General features: G+C 36.9%; 15 protein-coding genes. 4 read left to right on the top strand and 11 right to left on the bottom strand.

Annotated features, from left to right (window positions below; all coding sequences use genetic code 11):
* Positions 1-131 precede the first annotated feature (131 nt).
* From D7V20_RS08195 to D7V20_RS08180, 4 genes are all read right to left on the bottom strand, one after another.
* The gene (locus D7V20_RS08195) at positions 132-1676 is read right to left on the bottom strand and encodes an OmpA family protein (protein ID WP_120383819.1); all 1545 of its coding nucleotides are present in this window, start codon (positions 1674-1676) and stop codon (positions 132-134) included.
* Positions 1677-1865: 189 nt separating this feature from the next.
* Complete coding sequence (locus D7V20_RS08190) at positions 1866-3101, bottom strand: dihydroorotase (RefSeq protein WP_120383818.1); 1236 nt, start codon at positions 3099-3101, stop codon at positions 1866-1868.
* A 16-nt stretch (positions 3102-3117) separates the two neighbouring features.
* The gene (locus D7V20_RS08185; RefSeq protein WP_120383817.1) at positions 3118-4134 is read right to left on the bottom strand and encodes an aspartate carbamoyltransferase catalytic subunit; all 1017 of its coding nucleotides are present in this window, start codon (positions 4132-4134) and stop codon (positions 3118-3120) included.
* Between the two features lie 188 nt (positions 4135-4322).
* Positions 4323-4682 carry a hypothetical protein gene (locus tag D7V20_RS08180; RefSeq protein WP_120383816.1) on the bottom strand — a complete coding sequence of 120 codons (360 nt, stop codon included), beginning with the start codon at positions 4680-4682 and terminating at the stop codon, positions 4323-4325.
* A 472-nt stretch (positions 4683-5154) separates the two neighbouring features.
* On the opposite strand from D7V20_RS08180, the gene rlmKL reads away from it, so the two are divergent.
* A complete protein-coding gene (gene rlmKL / locus D7V20_RS08175) occupies positions 5155-7359 on the top strand; it encodes a bifunctional 23S rRNA (guanine(2069)-N(7))-methyltransferase RlmK/23S rRNA (guanine(2445)-N(2))-methyltransferase RlmL (RefSeq protein WP_120383815.1) in 2205 nt (734 codons plus the stop codon).
* On the opposite strand, the gene D7V20_RS08170 is transcribed toward rlmKL, so the two are convergent.
* The 7 genes from D7V20_RS08170 to epsC form a co-directional block, all read right to left on the bottom strand.
* A complete protein-coding gene (locus tag D7V20_RS08170; protein ID WP_120383814.1) occupies positions 7356-7829 on the bottom strand; it encodes a hypothetical protein in 474 nt (157 codons plus the stop codon). The genes rlmKL and D7V20_RS08170 overlap by 4 nt on opposite strands.
* Positions 7830-8337: 508 nt before the next feature.
* Positions 8338-8685 carry a hypothetical protein gene (locus D7V20_RS08165; protein WP_120383813.1) on the bottom strand — a complete coding sequence of 116 codons (348 nt, stop codon included), beginning with the start codon at positions 8683-8685 and terminating at the stop codon, positions 8338-8340.
* 303 nt (positions 8686-8988) lie between these two features.
* Positions 8989-9330, bottom strand: a complete 342-nt coding sequence (locus D7V20_RS08155; protein WP_120383812.1) for a hypothetical protein — start codon at positions 9328-9330, stop codon at positions 8989-8991.
* Positions 9331-10080 (bottom strand): hypothetical protein, encoded by a 750-nt coding sequence (locus tag D7V20_RS08150; protein ID WP_120383811.1) that lies wholly within the window; start codon positions 10078-10080, stop codon positions 9331-9333.
* Complete coding sequence (locus tag D7V20_RS08145; RefSeq protein WP_120383810.1) at positions 10074-10592, bottom strand: PAAR domain-containing protein; 519 nt, start codon at positions 10590-10592, stop codon at positions 10074-10076. The genes D7V20_RS08150 and D7V20_RS08145 overlap by 7 nt, the downstream gene beginning before the upstream one ends.
* A 276-nt stretch (positions 10593-10868) precedes the next feature.
* On the bottom strand, positions 10869-13448 hold the full coding sequence (gene clpB / locus D7V20_RS08140; RefSeq protein ID WP_120383809.1) for an ATP-dependent chaperone ClpB: 2580 nt from the start codon (positions 13446-13448) through the stop codon (positions 10869-10871).
* Positions 13449-13854: 406 nt separating this feature from the next.
* Positions 13855-14763, bottom strand: a complete 909-nt coding sequence (epsC, locus tag D7V20_RS08135) for a serine O-acetyltransferase EpsC (RefSeq protein ID WP_120383808.1) — start codon at positions 14761-14763, stop codon at positions 13855-13857.
* Positions 14764-15092: 329 nt separating this feature from the next.
* Between epsC and D7V20_RS08130 the strand changes: the two genes are divergently transcribed.
* The 3 genes from D7V20_RS08130 to D7V20_RS08120 all read left to right on the top strand — a co-directional run bounded on the left by D7V20_RS08130 (position 15093) and on the right by D7V20_RS08120 (position 18702).
* Positions 15093-15581, top strand: a complete 489-nt coding sequence (locus D7V20_RS08130; RefSeq protein WP_120383807.1) for a rhodanese-like domain-containing protein — start codon at positions 15093-15095, stop codon at positions 15579-15581.
* A 177-nt stretch (positions 15582-15758) separates the two neighbouring features.
* On the top strand, positions 15759-16691 hold the full coding sequence (locus D7V20_RS08125; protein ID WP_120383806.1) for a family 2A encapsulin nanocompartment shell protein: 933 nt from the start codon (positions 15759-15761) through the stop codon (positions 16689-16691).
* Positions 16666-18702 carry a family 2A encapsulin nanocompartment cargo protein cysteine desulfurase gene (locus tag D7V20_RS08120; protein ID WP_120383805.1) on the top strand — a complete coding sequence of 679 codons (2037 nt, stop codon included), beginning with the start codon at positions 16666-16668 and terminating at the stop codon, positions 18700-18702. The genes D7V20_RS08125 and D7V20_RS08120 overlap by 26 nt, the downstream gene beginning before the upstream one ends.
* Positions 18703-18860 lie beyond the last annotated feature (158 nt).

The following is an 18860-nucleotide window of genomic DNA, read 5'->3' as shown; positions in this document are numbered from 1 at the left end:
AATCATCCCAAAGGATATAAACCCATCGATTCATATTTAACCTAAATCAAATCATTTACCGAATAAATAAATTAAACATGCAAATTTAAAAGGCCCTTAATTGATTAAGGGCCTTTATGCTAGAAAATTATTTATTGTTTTTTCTCAATACCTTCTTCAGAGACTTCACGGGTGATTCCTGTTTCAGTATTGGTGACTTCAAATTCAATCCGTCTATTTTTAAATTGCCCTTCTTTGGTCGCATTATTCGCTACAGGATTTTCTTGTCCAAAACCTTGCGCCAATAATTTATCTGGAGAAACACCTTTACTCATTAAATAATCTGCAACGGCCTGTGCACGTTTTTGAGATAAAATTTTATTGGCATCTGGATCGCCCACAGAATCCGTATAACCTTTAACGAGTAATTGTACATTAGGTAGATGATTCATAAGTGCCGCAGCTTGATCGAGAATAGGCTTATTCACATCAGGAATTGTATTTGAACCGCTGGCAAAGTTAATAATTTGCATATTCAATGCTGTTGCAATATCTAACGCTTTTGCTTTACTCGGATCAATCCCTTGCAATGCTTGCTTCGCTTGGTCAATACTGGATGAAACCGCCTCACTTTCACTTAAAGGATGTTGCACCACAACATTCATGTCTTTGACTAAAGGTTTAATCTTTTCAGCCAATGCTTGTAATGTTGCTTGATCTGCACCTTGTAGAGAAATTTCACTCCCCGTCCAAGTCAATGAAGCATTTGGAATACCTTTCACCAGTTTTAAAACGCTTACTAATGAGTTTTGATCAATTAATTCTGCATTAAACGTTTGACTTGAATCAATTCCACAGCCAACACTATGGCTAAATATTTGTTTTACTTCGTTTTGTAAAGCTGTCGTAAATTCTTCATTCCCAATTTTGGCTGAGCATGTTACAAGTCCACCTTGTGGATCTGTAGTCATTTGAAAATATGCAGGTTGTTGGGCAGTTGCAGTCGCCTGATTGAGCGGTGCAGTCGCATTGTCATCATTTTTACAGCTTCTTAATAATAAAAATGCCAAAAGGATTAAAATTAATAAAGCGATCAAAGCAGTTAAAAGAAGATTTGATTTCTTAGGCTCTGGTTCATTCGTCACTTGATGATTTGACGGAGGTTCTGGTGGTGCAGGCGCAGCAACAATAGGCTCTACCGGTGGTGTAGGAATAATTGTTTCAACCACAGGTGCAGCTTGAGCTTGCGAGGCAAAACTTAAGCCAGCAACACTAATTCCAACTGCCGAGAACAAGCCTGAAGCCCATGCTGGCAATGCTGCTTGAATATTTGGCAATTGCGATTGAATGAGATCAAAAATTGCCAATTGATCATCTGTACCTGCTTGATCTTCAAGTAAAGATAAAGTCGGTGCAATTGCATGGTTCAATGTCTTTTCAATTTCGTTAGGTGGTGCATCTCCGCTAACCAACCCTAATAAATGACCAACAGACTCCGAATTATTATTAAAAATATCGCCCAAACGTGGATTCAAACTTTGTTGCAATATACTCATTAATTCAGGTTTAGATTCTAAAACCGTGAGTAAAATAGGATAAAAAGCAGATAGTGCACCTATTTTCTCATCTTGAAACTGATTATCACCCTGTAATAATTTTGATGTCACTTTTTCTTTTAACAGCTCAATAATATTCATAATACTGAACACTCCTGTATCATTGTTGTTTTGTAATAATAGAATCAGTTATTGACCGTTTTTCATTCTAATTATTAAATAAGCAAATTTATAATAGTTTTTTGTAGTTAAAACATATTTTAAGACAAATAAAAATACACAAAAAAGCCAGCCGAAGCTGACTTAAAATGAATACAAGGATAATTAAAATTATGCAATAAAAGTTTGGATCACTTTACCACGGACTTTTTGGTTAATTAACGGCGTATTTTTACCCTGAGAAATAATACTTTCCTTAGAAACAGTCCATTCTAGTTCAGGATCAACCAATATCCATCCAGACTCTTGAGTCCAACGATCCAGCATATTGGCAACTTTTGCAGGTGCAAGGGTTACTTTTTCAACCCATTCTAAAGGTTCAAAAACACCCTCATTCACCAATTGCACCCCAAACGGGACGTAAGTATCAAATGCTGTCATTCCAGGCAATGTTTCTGCAAATGGTGCCAGTTTCGCTGAGCTGCTCAAAGGCTCGTGATGTGTACAAATCGAGTCAATCACGCCATCTTTTACACCTTGACGTAATAATGCTTTATCTTTTTCAGCACGTAACGGCGGACGCACATGTGCTAAAGAATTAAAACCATCAATCAACTGGTCGGTAAGATGTAGTTGATGCATTGCAACATCTGCGGTTACAGCCAAACCTTTGTCTTTGGCAATTTTAATCAGTTCGACAGATGCACCTGCTGAAATGAGTCCAAAATGTGCTTTGACACCAGTCATTTCAACCATCAACAGATATTTAGCAATGGCAATGGTTTCTGCAATTGCAGGGATCATCGGCAAGCCTTGACGTGATGCAACAAAACCTTCATGCACACAGCCATCTTTGGCAATTTGAGGTTCTTCTGGATAGAACACAACAGTCATGTCCAAACCTGCTGCATATTCCAATGTGCGAATCACCACATCATCATTTTCAAAAGGTGCATAGGCATTTGAAACAGCAGTACAACCACCCTTTTTTAAACCTGCCATATTTGCAGGTTGTTTACCATTTAAACCCTGTGTTTGTGCACCAATCACATGTAAATAAATACCGCCATCTGACATGGCTTTTTCAACAAGCCCATGGATCAAAGCACCATTGTCTTGCACGATTGGTTTTGAATCAGGTGGTGTAATGACATGTAAAATTCCATTATCACGTGCAGCTTTACCTTCAGACTTTAATGTTCCATGTTGTTGTTGCCCTGGCTCACGCAAACGAGCGCATAGATCAACCATGGTTGGCATTAACCATTTACCTTGGCCATTCACCGTTTCAGTTACGGCATCTGAAGCAGCAACGATCTTCCCATTTTCAATATAAACTGTTTCTACGCTGTCAGTTTTTTTGATCGGATCTAAGACACGTACATTTTCAATTTTTACAATACTCATGACTTTATCCTTTGCCTTATACCACAATCGCTTCTAACAAACCTTTTTCTTGTAACTGACCTTGCATGGATAGAGCTAATACAGCCATGCGCACAGCAATACCATTGGTCACCTGATGCAGAATCACCGACTGCGGACCATCTGCGATGCTAGAATCGATTTCTACACCACGATTCATTGGTCCTGGATGCATCACGATGCAATCTGGTTTTGCCATGGCCAAACGTTCTTTATTTAAGCCATACATCTTGTAAAACTCAGCTTGAGAAGAAAGTGCTGGTGAATCTATACGCTCATTTTGAATACGTAAGGTAATAATCACATCACAGTCTTGAATGCCTTGTTCCATATGATTAAATAAGCGCACGCCTTCTCCAAACTCGCTAAAACCCAGAGGCAATAGCGTATTTGGTGCAATCACACGAATATCTTTACATCCTAAAGTTTGCAACGCAGCAATATCAGAGCGTGCCACACGTGAATGTTTAATATCACCAATAATGGCTATGCTCATGTCTTCAAATTTTTTCTGGGTTTCACGGCGAATAGTGAGCATATCCAACATGGCTTGGGTTGGATGCGCGTGGCGTCCATCCCCTGCATTGATGATTGCGACATGCGGACAAACGGTTTGAGCAATAAAATGCGCCGCACCCGACGAAGAATGGCGCACCACAAAAATATCTGCTGCCATCGCTTCAAGGTTCCAAAGCGTATCACGCAAAGTTTCGCCTTTTGAGGTACTTGAACGTGCAATATCTATATTTAAAACATTGGCTGATAAACGTTTTGCAGCAGCCTCAAAGGTTGTTCTAGTACGTGTAGAATTTTCAAAGAACAAATTCATCACGGTACGACCTTCTAAAAGGTTATTGGTAATGAGTTGATTTTGGTCATTAAAAAAGGACTGTGCAGTGTCCAATATTTTTGTAAGCGTTTGTTTTGAAAGACCTTCGATGGTGAGGAAGTGTTTTAAATGCCCATCTTGGTTGAGTTGAATCTGACTCGGAGTATGCAATGCTGCCAAGTGCATGAGAGATTCCTTACATGTTAAGTTAAGGTATTATACAGATTTTATTTTTCTTTGGCAGATGAAGATTTAAGCAAATAATCATTATTTTCATACATGAAAATAATTGATTAATATTCATGATATTAAGTTTATTTTAATCACAGGTAGACTCTAAATTTAACAAAACTTAGAGTCTAATTAAATGAACATTATCTTAATGCACCAATATAGTGATGTGAAACTTGTGCACGATAAATTTCTTCTTCAGTTGCACCAGAAACATATTCTTCTTCCTCTGTTTTGACCTGCATGGTTCTCACAGACTCAACAGGAGCCTTCGCTTCTTCTTGATCTAATAAATGTTGTAAACGCAAAGCATGTCGCTTTAACTCAGAATCTTCGGTTTTCAAAGACATATCTACAACATACTTTGCATAGCTTTTATTTTCGACCAAATACATCACATCAATCACACGCCCTGCCACACGTCTTAAGCGTGCTAACATCAATGTCGCAATTGAAAAAGCCTCTGAATGTGCCTCAAAACCATTAGGTGATACTGTTTGCATAAAAACCCCAAAATAAATTAAGTTAAATTTCAAATAAAAAACAAATCAATTTACCAACCAATACAGTAAGTGATTAAGCAAATTGCATACCAAAAAGTAAAACTCAGTAAAATAAAAAATGAATATTTATATGAAATTTAAATACTTATTAGCTTTATTTAAGAATATTTAATAATTTAGAAACTCATTAAATTGTTCAAGATTATTTTATGCATAGGATGCAGATCGATTTTTATGTACTATTTTTAATGTGATTTATTTTGTATTTGATATTTTTAATGTGATTTATTTTGTATTTTAAAAGTCTTCAAAAGCTTTATTGTCACAGCATAATTTCAGTTGGATATTTTCAATCCCCGCCAAAACTAAGCCAAATTATTCAAAAATTTCCTATTCATCAATCAAACCTCAAGTTTTCGTCATCAAAATACGTTAAAATATTAGATTGCTTTACTGTCTTTGGAAATTGTTCATGAATTCGAAACCACGTCTTTCTACATATTGGGTCACCTGTGCGGATGGACTAGAAACCTTACTACAAGAAGAAATTGAAGGTTTAGGTATTCAAAATATCGAACGATTCCCTGGAAGACTCGTTTTTAAAGGCAAATTAGAAGATGCTTATCGCATATGTATGTGGTCTCGTCTTGCATCTCGTGTACTTACTCCTATTCATGTGCATGAGCTTGAATTTACTCACGATGCTCGTGATGTTGCCGAAGAGCTATATGAAGGCGCAATCAACTTTGATTGGTCACTTATTTTTGCACCACAAAGTACTTTTGCGATCCGCTTGCACGTAGAACGTGAGATTAAGGTGAATACCCAATTTGCTACTTTACGGGTAAAAGATGGTGTGGTTGATTCATTTATGGAGGCTGTGGGTAAACGCCCAAGCATTGATATTAAACAACCTGAAATCACTTTATACGTCCTTGCAGGTAAAACAGCACATACCTACTGTTTAGATTTGTCAGGTGACTCATTACATAAACGTGGTTACCGTCGTTATATGACAGATGCACCGATCAAAGAAAATCTCGCTGCTGCCATTTTGCAAAAAGCCAAGTTAAAACAACGCAATCCTGACATTATTTTAGATCCAATGTGTGGTTCTGGTACGTTTATTATTGAATCCCTTATGATTCTCACCGATCGTGCGCCAGGTCTGGTTCGCCGCTTTGGTTTTAATGGCTGGAATGGACATGACCATGAGTTATGGATGTCGATTAAAGCTGAAGCTGCTGAACGTCATCAAAAAGCTTTACAAGGCAAATTACCTAAGTTTTATGCTTATGATGCAGATTGGGAAGCCGTTAAAGCCACAAAACAAAATATTATTGCCGCTGGTTTCGAACAACAACTTGATCAAATTCAAATTGAAGAACGCACGCTAGCAGATTGGCCAGATTTTCAAGCTGTAGGTAAAACTTCATTTATTGTCACCAATCCGCCTTATGGTGAGCGTTTAGGTGAAAAAGCATCTAATCGTGCCCTATACCTAGGTTTATCTGCCCTCTTACAAAAGAATTTTCCAAATCAATATGCTGCGGTGATTGCAGCGGCTGTTGAGCAAGCCGATGTTTTGGCCTTGAATAACCCGCAAATTTTACGTTTGATGAATGGTAAATTACCGATTTACATCCGTTTCGGTGACATTAAACCTGCAACTGTGGTGAAACCATTTCTTGAAACATGGCAACCTCAACAATTTGAAAAAATTGAAGGTGCGGAAGACTTTACCAATCGTTTGCAAAAAAATATGCAAACTTTGAAAAAATGGGCTGTCAAAGAAAACATCTATTGCTTACGTCTATACGATGCTGATTTACCAGATTTTAATGTTGCTGTTGACTTGTATGGCGATCGTTTACACGTCCAAGAATACGCTCCACCCAAAACCATTGATCCTGAAAAAGCGAAAAAACGCTTTAACCTTGCCTTATCCGCTATTCGAGCAGTAACAGGTTTAGGTCGTGATGCGATTTTCATCAAAACACGTGCTCGCCAAGAAGGTAAAACCCAATATACCAAGCAAAGTACCGCTTCTAAACGCTTTATTGTTCAAGAAGGTAAAGCCAAAATACTGGTCAATTTAACAGATTATTTAGATACGGGCTTATTCTTAGATCATCGTCAAATGCGTTTACGTATAGCTGCCGAAGCGAAAGGTAAACATTTTTTGAATTTGTATAGCTACACATCGACTGCAAGCTTACATGCTGCTTTAGGTGGCGCTGCAAGTACAACCAGTGTCGATTTATCAAACACATACCTAAACTGGTCGAAAGAAAACTTTGTTTTAAATGGTTTGACTGTAGACCATGCAGATGAACAACATCAATTCTTCTCAAGCGATTGTTTTGAATGGTTAAAAGAAGGTCATGAACAATATGACATGATCTTTATTGACCCACCTACATTCTCTAACTCCAAAAAATTCCACGGTACCTTTGATGTGCAACGTGATCATAACTCATTGTTAAAACGTGCGATGAACCGTTTGACATCTGAAGGAACTTTATACTTTTCAAACAACTACCGTGGTTTTGAAATGGATGAAGAAGTCCAAGCCATGTATGACGTTCAAGAAATTACCAATGAAACAATTGGTCTAGATTTCAAACGCAATACGAAAATTCACAGAGCATGGAAAATTAAACACCATCCTGTTTAATGCCCTACAAAACCAACACCGTCAATTTCATGACCGATATAGATCGTAACGCGATCATCGGTTGTGATTGTGACGTTATGGCGCTGGTATGGATTGTAGCCAATCTCTATCACCTTATATTTCTCATACGGTTTTAGATATTTGTCTGAAGCTTTATTTGAGTTTGGATCTTTTTTCTGCCATTCATAATCTGTTAAAACAGTCGAATAAATTTCATCTTTTTTAGCTTTGTCTGATTGTTGTTTAGCAATTTGTTGTTGCACTTTGTTTTGTTCTTCTATCGATTGTTGCAAGTCTTGTTTAACTGCACTAATAATAATCGGTGATAGTTTAGCCATACTATCAGCCTGATTAGACAAACTATTATCATCTAGTTTGCTTTTTGCGTGTGCTTGCGATATCCCGAATACAAGTAACATGCTCCCTATAACTTTTAAATAATCAGATTGTTCCATATCATTGATCAACATGATCTCACTCCCTTTTTTTATTATTCCTGTACAAAAAAGTATCAATTTTTATCGTTCGTTGCAATAAATTGCTAAAAAACCCGATAATAGGTAAATTTATTTTTTAATTTTTACTACACAATTTCCTTACTCACTTTCAGTCTCAATAAATCAATTAAAGAAAGTTTTAATTCTAGTTATCTATTTCACTTGAAAAGTTAATTTCATAATAACTTAACTTCAATTAAGGTTTAGATGGATAAGGTAATCTACAATCATTATCGAGCATCTTTTTACCCAAATACTCTTCAATTTGACTTTTCCATATCTGTTTTATCAACCCATATGTAGGACGAATTCAAACATGAAGTATGACAGTTTTAAAAGATTGATGATAATCAACACGCTGTACGAATTTTCTCTAATTTAATATTATTTTCATAACCACAAGCAGAAATACCATTAGAAAAGAGAACCAATAAGCATACATTCCACAACATTTTCATAGCGTTACTTATTTTAAAGTAGATCAAATATTATTTTTTCTTTTATAAATTAATCTTGCAATTAAAATAATTAAAGCAATTAGAGAAATACTAAAAGGTACTATTCCAAAAAAAATATTTTTTTCAAAACCTAAATTAATGAAGGACTCTAATGGATATTGTTGTTCATACCCTAAACGAGAAAGACCAAAAATATTATAATTTAAGAGAAAACATATTATTGTGACGAATACAATTATTGATAGAATACGATTAACTTTATCTTTGATAAAAAATGTACAGTTGATTGCCAGTGAAAGAATTAAAATTGAAAATGTAAAAGCATATACATTAATCCAGTGTAAAACTTCTTGGGAGTCTAAATTGATCATCTCATTTTCCTAAAGCAGATTTAATAACACTGGCAGCTATGCGTCCAGAACTAGTGACTATTTTGATAGCTTTACCATTGTGATAAATAATCCGAGTTCCATGCCTATAATCTTGTTTAGTGACCGATGTTGTTCCATCAATATTAGGGTTCGCTTTGGATGCATGCCCAATTACCACACTGCTTCTTTTCCTTGCATTAAACAATTGTTTTGATAACTGATACTGACATAAAACATTTATACCAATAGCTCGTAGGGCTGATAATTCTTAGGTGAAATCCACCCTTATTCTTTTCTATTATGTTAAATTTTTTTCCTTTTATAAATTAACCTTGCAATTAAAATGATTAAAGCTATTAGAGAAATACAGAAAGGGATTAGTCCTGAAAAAATATTTCTATCAGTTCCCTTAAAAATAAATGTCAATAATGGTTGTTGTTCCATCAAGCCAATATAAGTAATAGCAAAAACTCGATTTATGATACGAGTAATAATTGTTGTACATATCAAAATTAATAGAAGCCTATTAATTTTATCTTTAATAAAAAAGGTAAAATTAATAGATAGAGATATAACTAATATAGAAAAAATAATTCCATAAACATTAATCCAATGTTCTACTTCACTTAGTTCTAAACCTAACATTTACCCACCTAATGCTTCTCTTATGATGCTTGCAGAAATACGCCCAGAACTTGTTATAGTTTTTACAGCTTTACCTTTGTGATAGATAATTCGAGTTCCATGACGATAGTCTTGTTCTGTAACTTTCGTAGTTCCATCAATATTAGGGTTAGCAGATGTTGCATGTCCTATAACAACACTTTGTTTTTTCGCTGCTTTATATAACTGTAATGATAATTCCGAAGCAAAGCAGTCATCCCCTCGCCCAGTATTACACCCATGAATTTCAATTTTAGATTGTATTGTAAATACACTAAGCCTTAGGCTTGAGATAGCTGATTGATTCTTAATTTGATTACCATCAAAGTCATAGCCTCGCCAAATAGCCATCATTACAGTTTTATAAATATTAGCGGCCAACTTACCCTGGAAAACTTCTTCGCACGTTATAGTCTTATCTAAAGATGCACCCAAAATATAGTAAAGTCCATCAGGATCTCCATGACAAAATAGATCAAGAGATTGAATAGTATTATCTTCTTGATTTGCTAATGCACTAATAACAGACCTAGAACCATTATTTATAAAGAAACTTTTGATAGGTAAATCATTTTGATAATCTTTAATTACGTTTTTAGACGCATGTAAAAATGCTGAATTATCACCAGCTTTTCTTGACCCACCATACACAACCAACCTGACAGGTGATTTTAATTTTACAATTTCTACTTTTGCGGTTTTAGTCGTTGTTGTTTGGTATGTATCTACCATGAATCAGCCTCAAAAAGTTGAATTTTGATGTCTTCTGAATTTTCTGTGCTTTCTAATTTATCAGTCATCCCATTTTCATCAGTTACACCTTCAACTGTCCGACCATCGGCATAGGTCACAATGTATTTAACCTTGCTATAAGGCTGATTATTTGAATGATTTACTAACTGATATTGACCAGAATATAGCGTTAAACCTTTAGCTAAATAGCTTGAAGAATTTGCACTACCACTATAATTCTCACCCTGACTATCCCCCACAACATGATCTTGTTTAGGTAGAATTTTAGCACCACAAGTCAATAAATCATCAACATAAGCAACAGGTCGACCATCCATAATAATATGATCATGACTTTTAATAATTTTAGACCAACACTGACATTGAGGACAAAAATGCCCATCTCCCGCACGTAGAAATAAATTTCCCATCTGAGAGATTCCTTGTTGTGTTGCTTGAATAATTCCACCGTGACTCGTCATAGAGTTATGGATTGCAAAACCTTTGGCCATTATATTTTTCCTTTATTCTTAAAAATTCTTTTTGTAAATGGTGATATAAAATTAGCTTTTATATTTATTACACACTAGAAGCATAACCACAATTAAGAACAACTATAATTATTTCTTACATTAAATAAACACAACTCATTTAATACTCGTCAATATTTCAACAAGTATTTGATATTAATTAATATTTATAAATTATACTCAACTATCACAACATTCACTTAAATAGTAAATATAAAAAAACCTAGCCGAAGCTAGGTTTTCTATTTAAGTCATGAATTAACTTAACTTTAATTTTCCAAAATTCAAATGACCATCTTCAGCACTAATCAAAATGGTGTCTCCTACAATAAAGTCACCTGCTAAGATTTTTTGTGCCAATGGATTTTCAATCTGTTGTTGGATCGCACGTTTTAATGGACGCGCACCATAAACAGGATCAAAACCAGCATCGATCAAAATATCAAACGCTTGATCATCAACTTTTAAACCAATATCACGATCATTCAAGCGTGAGCGTAAACGATCCAATTGAATATCGGCAATGCCACGAATTTGTGATTTTTTCAACGAATGGAAAACCACCAATTCATCAATACGGTTAATAAACTCTGGACGGAAATGTTGAGATACAGCATTCATCACTGTTGCTCGAACGTCTTCATCACTCGCACCCTCACCCAACTCACGTACATCATTTGAGCCTAAGTTTGACGTCATCACAATCACCGTGTTCTTAAAGTCAATCACTCGACCTTGAGAATCCGTTAAACGACCATCGTCCAAAACTTGAAGTAGGATGTTAAATACATCTGGATGCGCTTTTTCAACTTCATCAAATAACACAACGCTATACGGTTTACGACGCACTGCTTCAGTTAACACGCCACCTTCTTCATAGCCTACGTATCCCGGAGGCGCACCCACTAAACGGCTAACCGAATGTTTTTCCATAAATTCAGACATATCGATACGAATCATCGCATCATCACTGTCGAACAAGAAATTCGCCAAAGCTTTGGTTAACTCAGTTTTACCTACACCTGTCGGCCCAAGGAATAAGAATGAACCACTTGGACGGTTTGGATCAGATAATCCTGCACGTGAACGACGCACAGCATTGGAAACTGCAACAACGGCTTCATTCTGCCCAACCACACGATTATGTAAAAACTCTTCCATGTGGAGTAGTTTTTCACGTTCACCTTGAAGCATTTTTGAAACAGGAATACCTGTTGCAGCACTGACCACTTCAGCAATTTCATTTTCAGTGACCTTGGTACGAATCAATTTCGGTTCTTCATTCGTTTCAGCCACTTCTTCTTCATTCAAGCGTTTTTGTAACTCTGGAATGATGCCATATTGCAGACGACTTGCTTCAGCCAAATCACCTTCACGTTGTGCTTTTTCAAACGCTGTACGCGCTTTATCCAACTCAACCTGTGCTTGATTGGTACCATCAACTAAGCGTTTTTCCGCAATCCAAACTTCTTCCAAATCACTATATTCTTTTTGCACTTCTTCAATTTGCTTCTCAAGATGTGCAACCTCAGCCTTACTGACAGAATCAGCATCTTTTTTCACTGCTTCCAACTGCATTTTCAATTGGATTAAACGGCGATCCAAACGGTCTAATGGCTCAGGTTTTGAGTCAATTTCCATTTTAATACGTGATGCAGCCTCATCAATTAGGTCAATCGCTTTATCTGGCAATTGACGATCGGTAATATAACGATGCGACATTTTCGCAGCTGCAATAATCGCAGAGTCTAAAATTTGCACACCATGATGCGTTGCATATTTATCTTTTAAACCCCGTAGAATCGCAATAGTATCTTCTACACTTGGCTCATCGACCAATACTTTTTGGAAGCGACGTTCCAAAGCCGCATCTTTTTCAATGAATTGGCGATATTCATCCAGTGTTGTTGCACCTACACAGCGCAACTCACCACGTGCCAATGCAGGTTTCAACATATTCCCTGCATCCATTGCACCATCGCCTTTACCCGCGCCGACAAGCGTATGTAATTCGTCAATAAATAGGATGATTTCACCATCATATTTTGCCAAATCTTTCAGTACTGCTTTTAAACGTTCTTCAAACTCACCACGGTATTTTGCACCTGCCAGTAATGAACCTAAGTCGAGTGATAAAACACGTTTACCTTTCAGGCTCTCTGGCACTTCACCATTGACAATACGTTGTGCTAAACCTTCAACAATTGCCGTTTTACCCACGCCTGGTTCACCAATTAACACTGGGTTATTTTTAGTACGACGTGACAATACTTGAATGGTACGACGGATTTCTTCATCACGACCAATCACAGGATCAAGTTTGCCTGACAATGCACGTTCAGTCAGGTCAATGGTATATTTATTTAACGAATCACGTTGATCTTCATGGTTATTTGCCATAACTTGTTCGCCACCTCGAATGTTTTCAATTGCTTTGCGTAGTTTGTCAGTCGTTACACCAACGCTACTTAATAATGTTTTGGTTATACCTGTTTCAGCTAAAGCCAATATCACCCAGTCGGTTGATAAAAACTCATCTCCTGCTTTTTGGGCAAAACTATCTGCCAAATTTAAAGCACGCACGGCTTCAGGATTAAGATTGATATCCCCCGTTGGATTGCTCAAAGTTGCTGCATTATTCAATGCTTGTTGCAGTTTATTTTTTAACTCAGGTAAGTTCGCACCTGCTTGTTGTAATAAACTCAAATTAGAGGGTTCTTCTAATAATGCAGAGAGAATATGAATACCCTCTATTGCAGTATGATCTTTACCCATCGCTAAAGATTGAGCATCTGATAAAGCTTGCTGTAGGCGGTTCGTAAATTTTTCAAATCGCATTCTTGTTATTCCTCACAACAAATTCTGTACTTGAACAATAAATGGGAACAATTTTTTTAATTTCAATGATAATATTAAATTATTTTTATATTTTTCAAAAACTTATTTAGCTTTAATGAAGATAAAAATCAGTGTTAACATGGGGGCTGATTGATTCTTTTTCAAGTCCGTGATTCTGAAAAATAACAGATTTAATATTATCTTTTTCAAGTTGGTTATTTATACTTAGAGTAAGCAAATTAGAAATATTTTAGAATAACAACAGTGTTGAATTTCGGTAACTTTTTAATCACTTTCGCTCTAGTTCAATTGATCAGCATATTCATCTGAAAATGTGTGAATCGTGTCATCTTATATACAGTTTTTAGGTGATTTCACGATTCTAAGCATTTTTATCTAACTATATCTATACCAGCGACTTGGTTGCAGAACTTTGAGAAACGGCACTGTTCGGTGCAATACTTTGAGTGATCCAAACATTCCCACCAATCACAGCACCATGACCAATCGTAATACGTCCAAGAATAGTTGCTCCTGCATAAATCACCACATTATCTTCAACTATTGGATGCCGAGCATATTCCTTTTGCAAACGCCCTGATTCATCCACTTCAAAACGTTTCGCCCCTAGAGTGACCGCTTGGTAAATACGTACATTTTTACCAATTACACAGGTTTCACCAATCACAACACCTGTTCCATGATCGATAAAAAAGCCTTGATCAATTTGAGCCCCGGGGTGGATATCTATCCCTGTTTTAGAATGCGCAATTTCCGCAATTAAACGCGCCAATAAAGACAGCTCTTTTTTATAAAATTCATGGGCAATCCGATGATAAATAATTGCAAAAATCCCCGGATAGCACAGTAAAACCTCATCCACACTGCGTGCCGCAGGATCACCATCATAGGCAGCAATTACATCGGTATCTAAAAGGCGACGTAATGCTGGTAATTTTTGTGCAAATTCGCTGACCATGCTTTGTGCAAGCACTTCAATCACATCTGCATTTTCATGATGTTTTTTATATTTATAATCATAAGTCAAATTCAGCTTCACCTGTTCTTGCAAAGCGTATAAGGTTTTTTCAAGCGTATGAGCAATATAGAAGTTTTCACTTTGTTGACGTAAATCAGGTGGCCCCAAACGCATTGGAAATAAAATACCGCACAAGTCATTCATGATTTTTTGAATTTCTTCTTTCGACGGTAATTCTCGCCCCCCAAAATCTTTGAGACTTTTTTGTCGTGTCCGCCACTCATTACGCGCTTGCTGTAATTCTGTGACGATATTTTGAATATTCCACTGGGTCATGGGTTTACCTGCGTTTTAATTCTTTATTCAATTCTACTGCCTAAATCTTATTTTATTCGCACAGATTTAGATAAACATTGTTTGTATAATCATATCTCAAATTTGGATTTAGCTTTTTAAAACCTTCTTCAAATGATCATTCAAAACAACGATCAATCCACTTAGATGAGTTTAAGCAACATTGAAGGTCTTTCCAAAAATAAGAATATGCAATGCAAATTTTATTCATTTTCAATATATAAATAATCATTATATTTAATATCAACTTTTCAAATATATTATTTCAAATTCAGAAAAGCTTTTCCAAGAATTTGATTAAGGTGTGTCATATGAATAGCGTAACTCAAATTAATTTTATCCAATTGGATAACGGCAAAATCAAACAAATCTTTGAACAAGCCAAACAACGCGTTGAAGACCATTATCTAGAATTTACAGGTACTGTTTTACCACATGAAGCATGGGCATTATTTCAAACTGGGCATGCAGTCATTGTGGATGTACGTACCAATGAAGAACGCAAATTTGTCGGCTATGTAGAAGAGACCATTCACATTCCTTGGGCGACTGGAACAGCTTTGAATCGAAACCCACGCTTTGCTAAAGAACTCGAAACTAAAGTGGGTAAAGAGAAAACCATTCTGCTGCTTTGCCGTAGTGGTAAACGTTCAGCTGCTGCTGCCAATGTGGCGTTTAATGCAGGTTTTGAACATGTGTATAACATCGATCAAGGCTTTGAAGGTGATTTGGATGAGAATGATCACCGTGGTGTGTTTAATGGTTGGCGCTTTCATCAACTACCATGGAAACAAGAATAAAGTTCAGTATTTCATCACTTAAACCGTGATATTTAGCGCTCAACGCTAAACCTTTCATTTACTCACAATTCAATTTTATAAAACTTCAATGCGATGGAGAGGATCAGTATTGCCGAAAAAACATAAATTTAACTTTACCCTACTTTCATTTTCATTATTTTTAGGATTTATATAAACATGGCTAAACACCAAGAAGTTGCACGACAATCTTTAAGCGATCAAGCTGCCCGCCAGTTAGCAAATGCAACAAAAACCGTTCCTCAGCTGTCTACAATTACACCACGCTGGTTGACACATTTACTGCAATGGACACCTGTTGAAGCAGGGATCTATCGTGTTAACCAAGTGAGCAATACCGATGATATACAAGTGGCATGTACACAACGTGATGAAGCTACCCTCCCACAAACGTTTGTGGATTATGAATTAAATCCAAGAGAATACTTTTTAAATGGCGTCTCCACGGTCTTAGACATTCATACCCGTGTTTCTGACTTATATAGTAGTCCACATGATCAAATCAAAGAACAATTACGCTTAACCATTGAAACAATTAAAGAACGCCAAGAAAGTGAACTGATCAATAATCCTGAATACGGCTTACTTGCCAGTGTGGCAGATCAGCAACGTATTTCAACATTGACTGGCGCACCAACCCCTGATGATTTTGATGATTTACTGCGTAAAGTTTGGAAAGAACCTGGTTTTTTCCTTGCGCATCCAGATGCGATTGCCGCTTTTGGTCGTGAATGTACCCGTCGTGGTGTTCCGCCACCAACTGTAAGTTTATTTGGTTCTCAGTTCATTACTTGGCGTGGTGTCCCCCTGATTCCGTCGAATAAAATTCCTGTTGAGGATGGTAAAACCAAAATCATTTTGTTGCGTGTCGGAGAAAAACGTCAAGGGGTTGTTGGCTTATTCCAACCCGGCTTAGCAGGTGAACAAGCGCCAGGACTGTCTGTACGGTTCATGGGAATTAATCGGAATGCGATTGCATCTTATTTAATTTCTTTATATTGCTCTTTGGCTGTATTAACTGAAGATGCCTTAGCTGTACTTGAAGACGTGGAGGTAGACAAATACCATGACTATCCAACAACCTACAAATAATATAAATCCAACCGATTCAGCATCTGCAATTGCAGATGCACCTTTTAGTGAATCTGTGATGACTCAATTGGCAGCAGCATTTTTCTCTGCTTTGCCAAAGCACAATCCTCAAGGGTTAAATTTGGATTTACCTGAATACGCAAATCAAGGTATTAGCCATCCACCTCAGCCTAAAGACCCTGTGGCAGCATTGAGTGGACGCATTCCTGCGATTGTGCAACAAAGCAATCTGAATCCAAACTTGGCTCAACATTATATAGAACCAACAACAGACCATCCTGAACGTAGAGTTTTATCGTCTTCGCCAGTGATCGGTGGTGCTCACCATCCTGATCCGTTTGCACTTTTGAATCGTTTAGATATTCCGTCAACCAACAGTGAGTTAAAATATGTAAGCCCCTTAAATAGCCAAAGTCTTGTACCGAAATTACAACGACCAAACTCGCAAAATGTAACAACAGGATCATCTGACTATTATTTTTTAGATATTGCCAAACCAATAACGACGGATTTAAATACTCAAACCACACCATCATCTGAGCCTTTTCCCGTTGATGGCTATTTTAACAACGATTTTAATGGCCCGTTTGATACTTTCCATACTGATCAATACCATGTTATTCAGGATCATCAGCTCAAAGGCTTACTTAAAGATCGCAATGATAAACCTGCAACCACAGAATCGGGTTATTACTTTGCAGAGTATTCGAAGTTTGATCAGCCGCAACAACATCAAGATGTGCAAATTCCAATCACACGCCACAATGACCAACCGATTGATATTTGGAAAATTCGTAGGGATTTTCCAATCTTACAAGAACGTGTGAATGGCAAACCATTAATCTGGCTAGATAATGCAGCAACAACGCATAAACCACAGGCTGTCATTGACCGTATTTCTTATTTTTATCAACATGAAAATTCGAATATTCACCGCGCTGCGCATGAACTTGCTGCTCGTGCCAGTGATGCTTATGAACATGCGCGTAATGTTGTTGCTCGCTTTATTGGTTCGCCATCCGCTCAAAATATTATCTTTGTACGAGGTACCACTGAAGGAATTAATTTAATTGCAAAATCATGGGGTAAACAAAATATTGGTGCGGGTGATGAAATTATTATTTCGCATTTGGAACACCATGCCAATATTGTCCCGTGGTATCAATTAAGCCAAGAAACAGGTGCGAAACTGCGGGTCATTCCTGTAGATGATACAGGTCAAATTCGTATTGATGAATTTATAAAGCTACTCAATCCTAAAACCAAACTGGTTTCAATCACCCAAGTTTCAAATGCACTAGGTACTGTTACCCCCACTCAGGAAATCATTGCCTTAGCACATGCAGCAGGTGTTCGTGTACTCATCGATGGAGCACAATCAGTTTCACATATCCCGACTAATGTAGCGACTCTAGATGCAGATTTCTTTGTATTCTCAGGTCACAAGGTTTTTGGCCCGACTGGAATAGGTGCGGTTTACGCAAAATCTGAATTATTAGCAAGCATGCCTGTTTGGGAAGGCGGCGGCAATATGATTCAGGATGTTACTTTTGAAAATGTCATCTACCAACCTGCACCAAACAAGTTTGAAGCAGGTACAGGAAATATTGCAGATGCTGTGGGATTAGGCGCTGCTTTAGAATATGTAGAAAGTATTGGAATCCACAACATTGCACGTTATGAACATGATTTACTTGAATATGGACAGCATGCTTTACAAAGTGTTTCGGGTTTAAAACCAATTGGTACGGCATTAAACAAAGCCAGTGTGATGTCCTTTACCCTTGCTGGTTATGAAACAGAAGAAGTGGGTAAAGTATTAAATCAATACGGAATTGCTGTACGTACTGGACATCATTGTGCCCAGCCAATTCTAAGACGATTTGGCGTAGAACGTACAGTTCGCCCTTCTTTGGCTTTTTATAATACCACGGAAGAAATTGATCTCTTGGTTTCAGTTTTACATCAATTACGTCGTGCAAAACCTTTCAAGGCACGCTCTAATTTCTAAATACTTGATCCGAGGATAATCAAATTTCTAAATAGTAGCTTAAAAAACAATCAAAATGATGCGCGAATTTTGATGGTTTTCCATCCTTTTCCTTCACATTTTAAATCGGAAAAATATGAGCATGAACCTATCAATCAAATAAAAAAAAGCAAAAAGGC

This window comes from Acinetobacter rongchengensis (assembly GCF_003611475.1).
GTDB classification, from domain to species: Bacteria; Pseudomonadota; Gammaproteobacteria; order Pseudomonadales; family Moraxellaceae; genus Acinetobacter; species Acinetobacter rongchengensis.
This window is presented reverse-complemented; position numbering and strand designations above follow the sequence as displayed.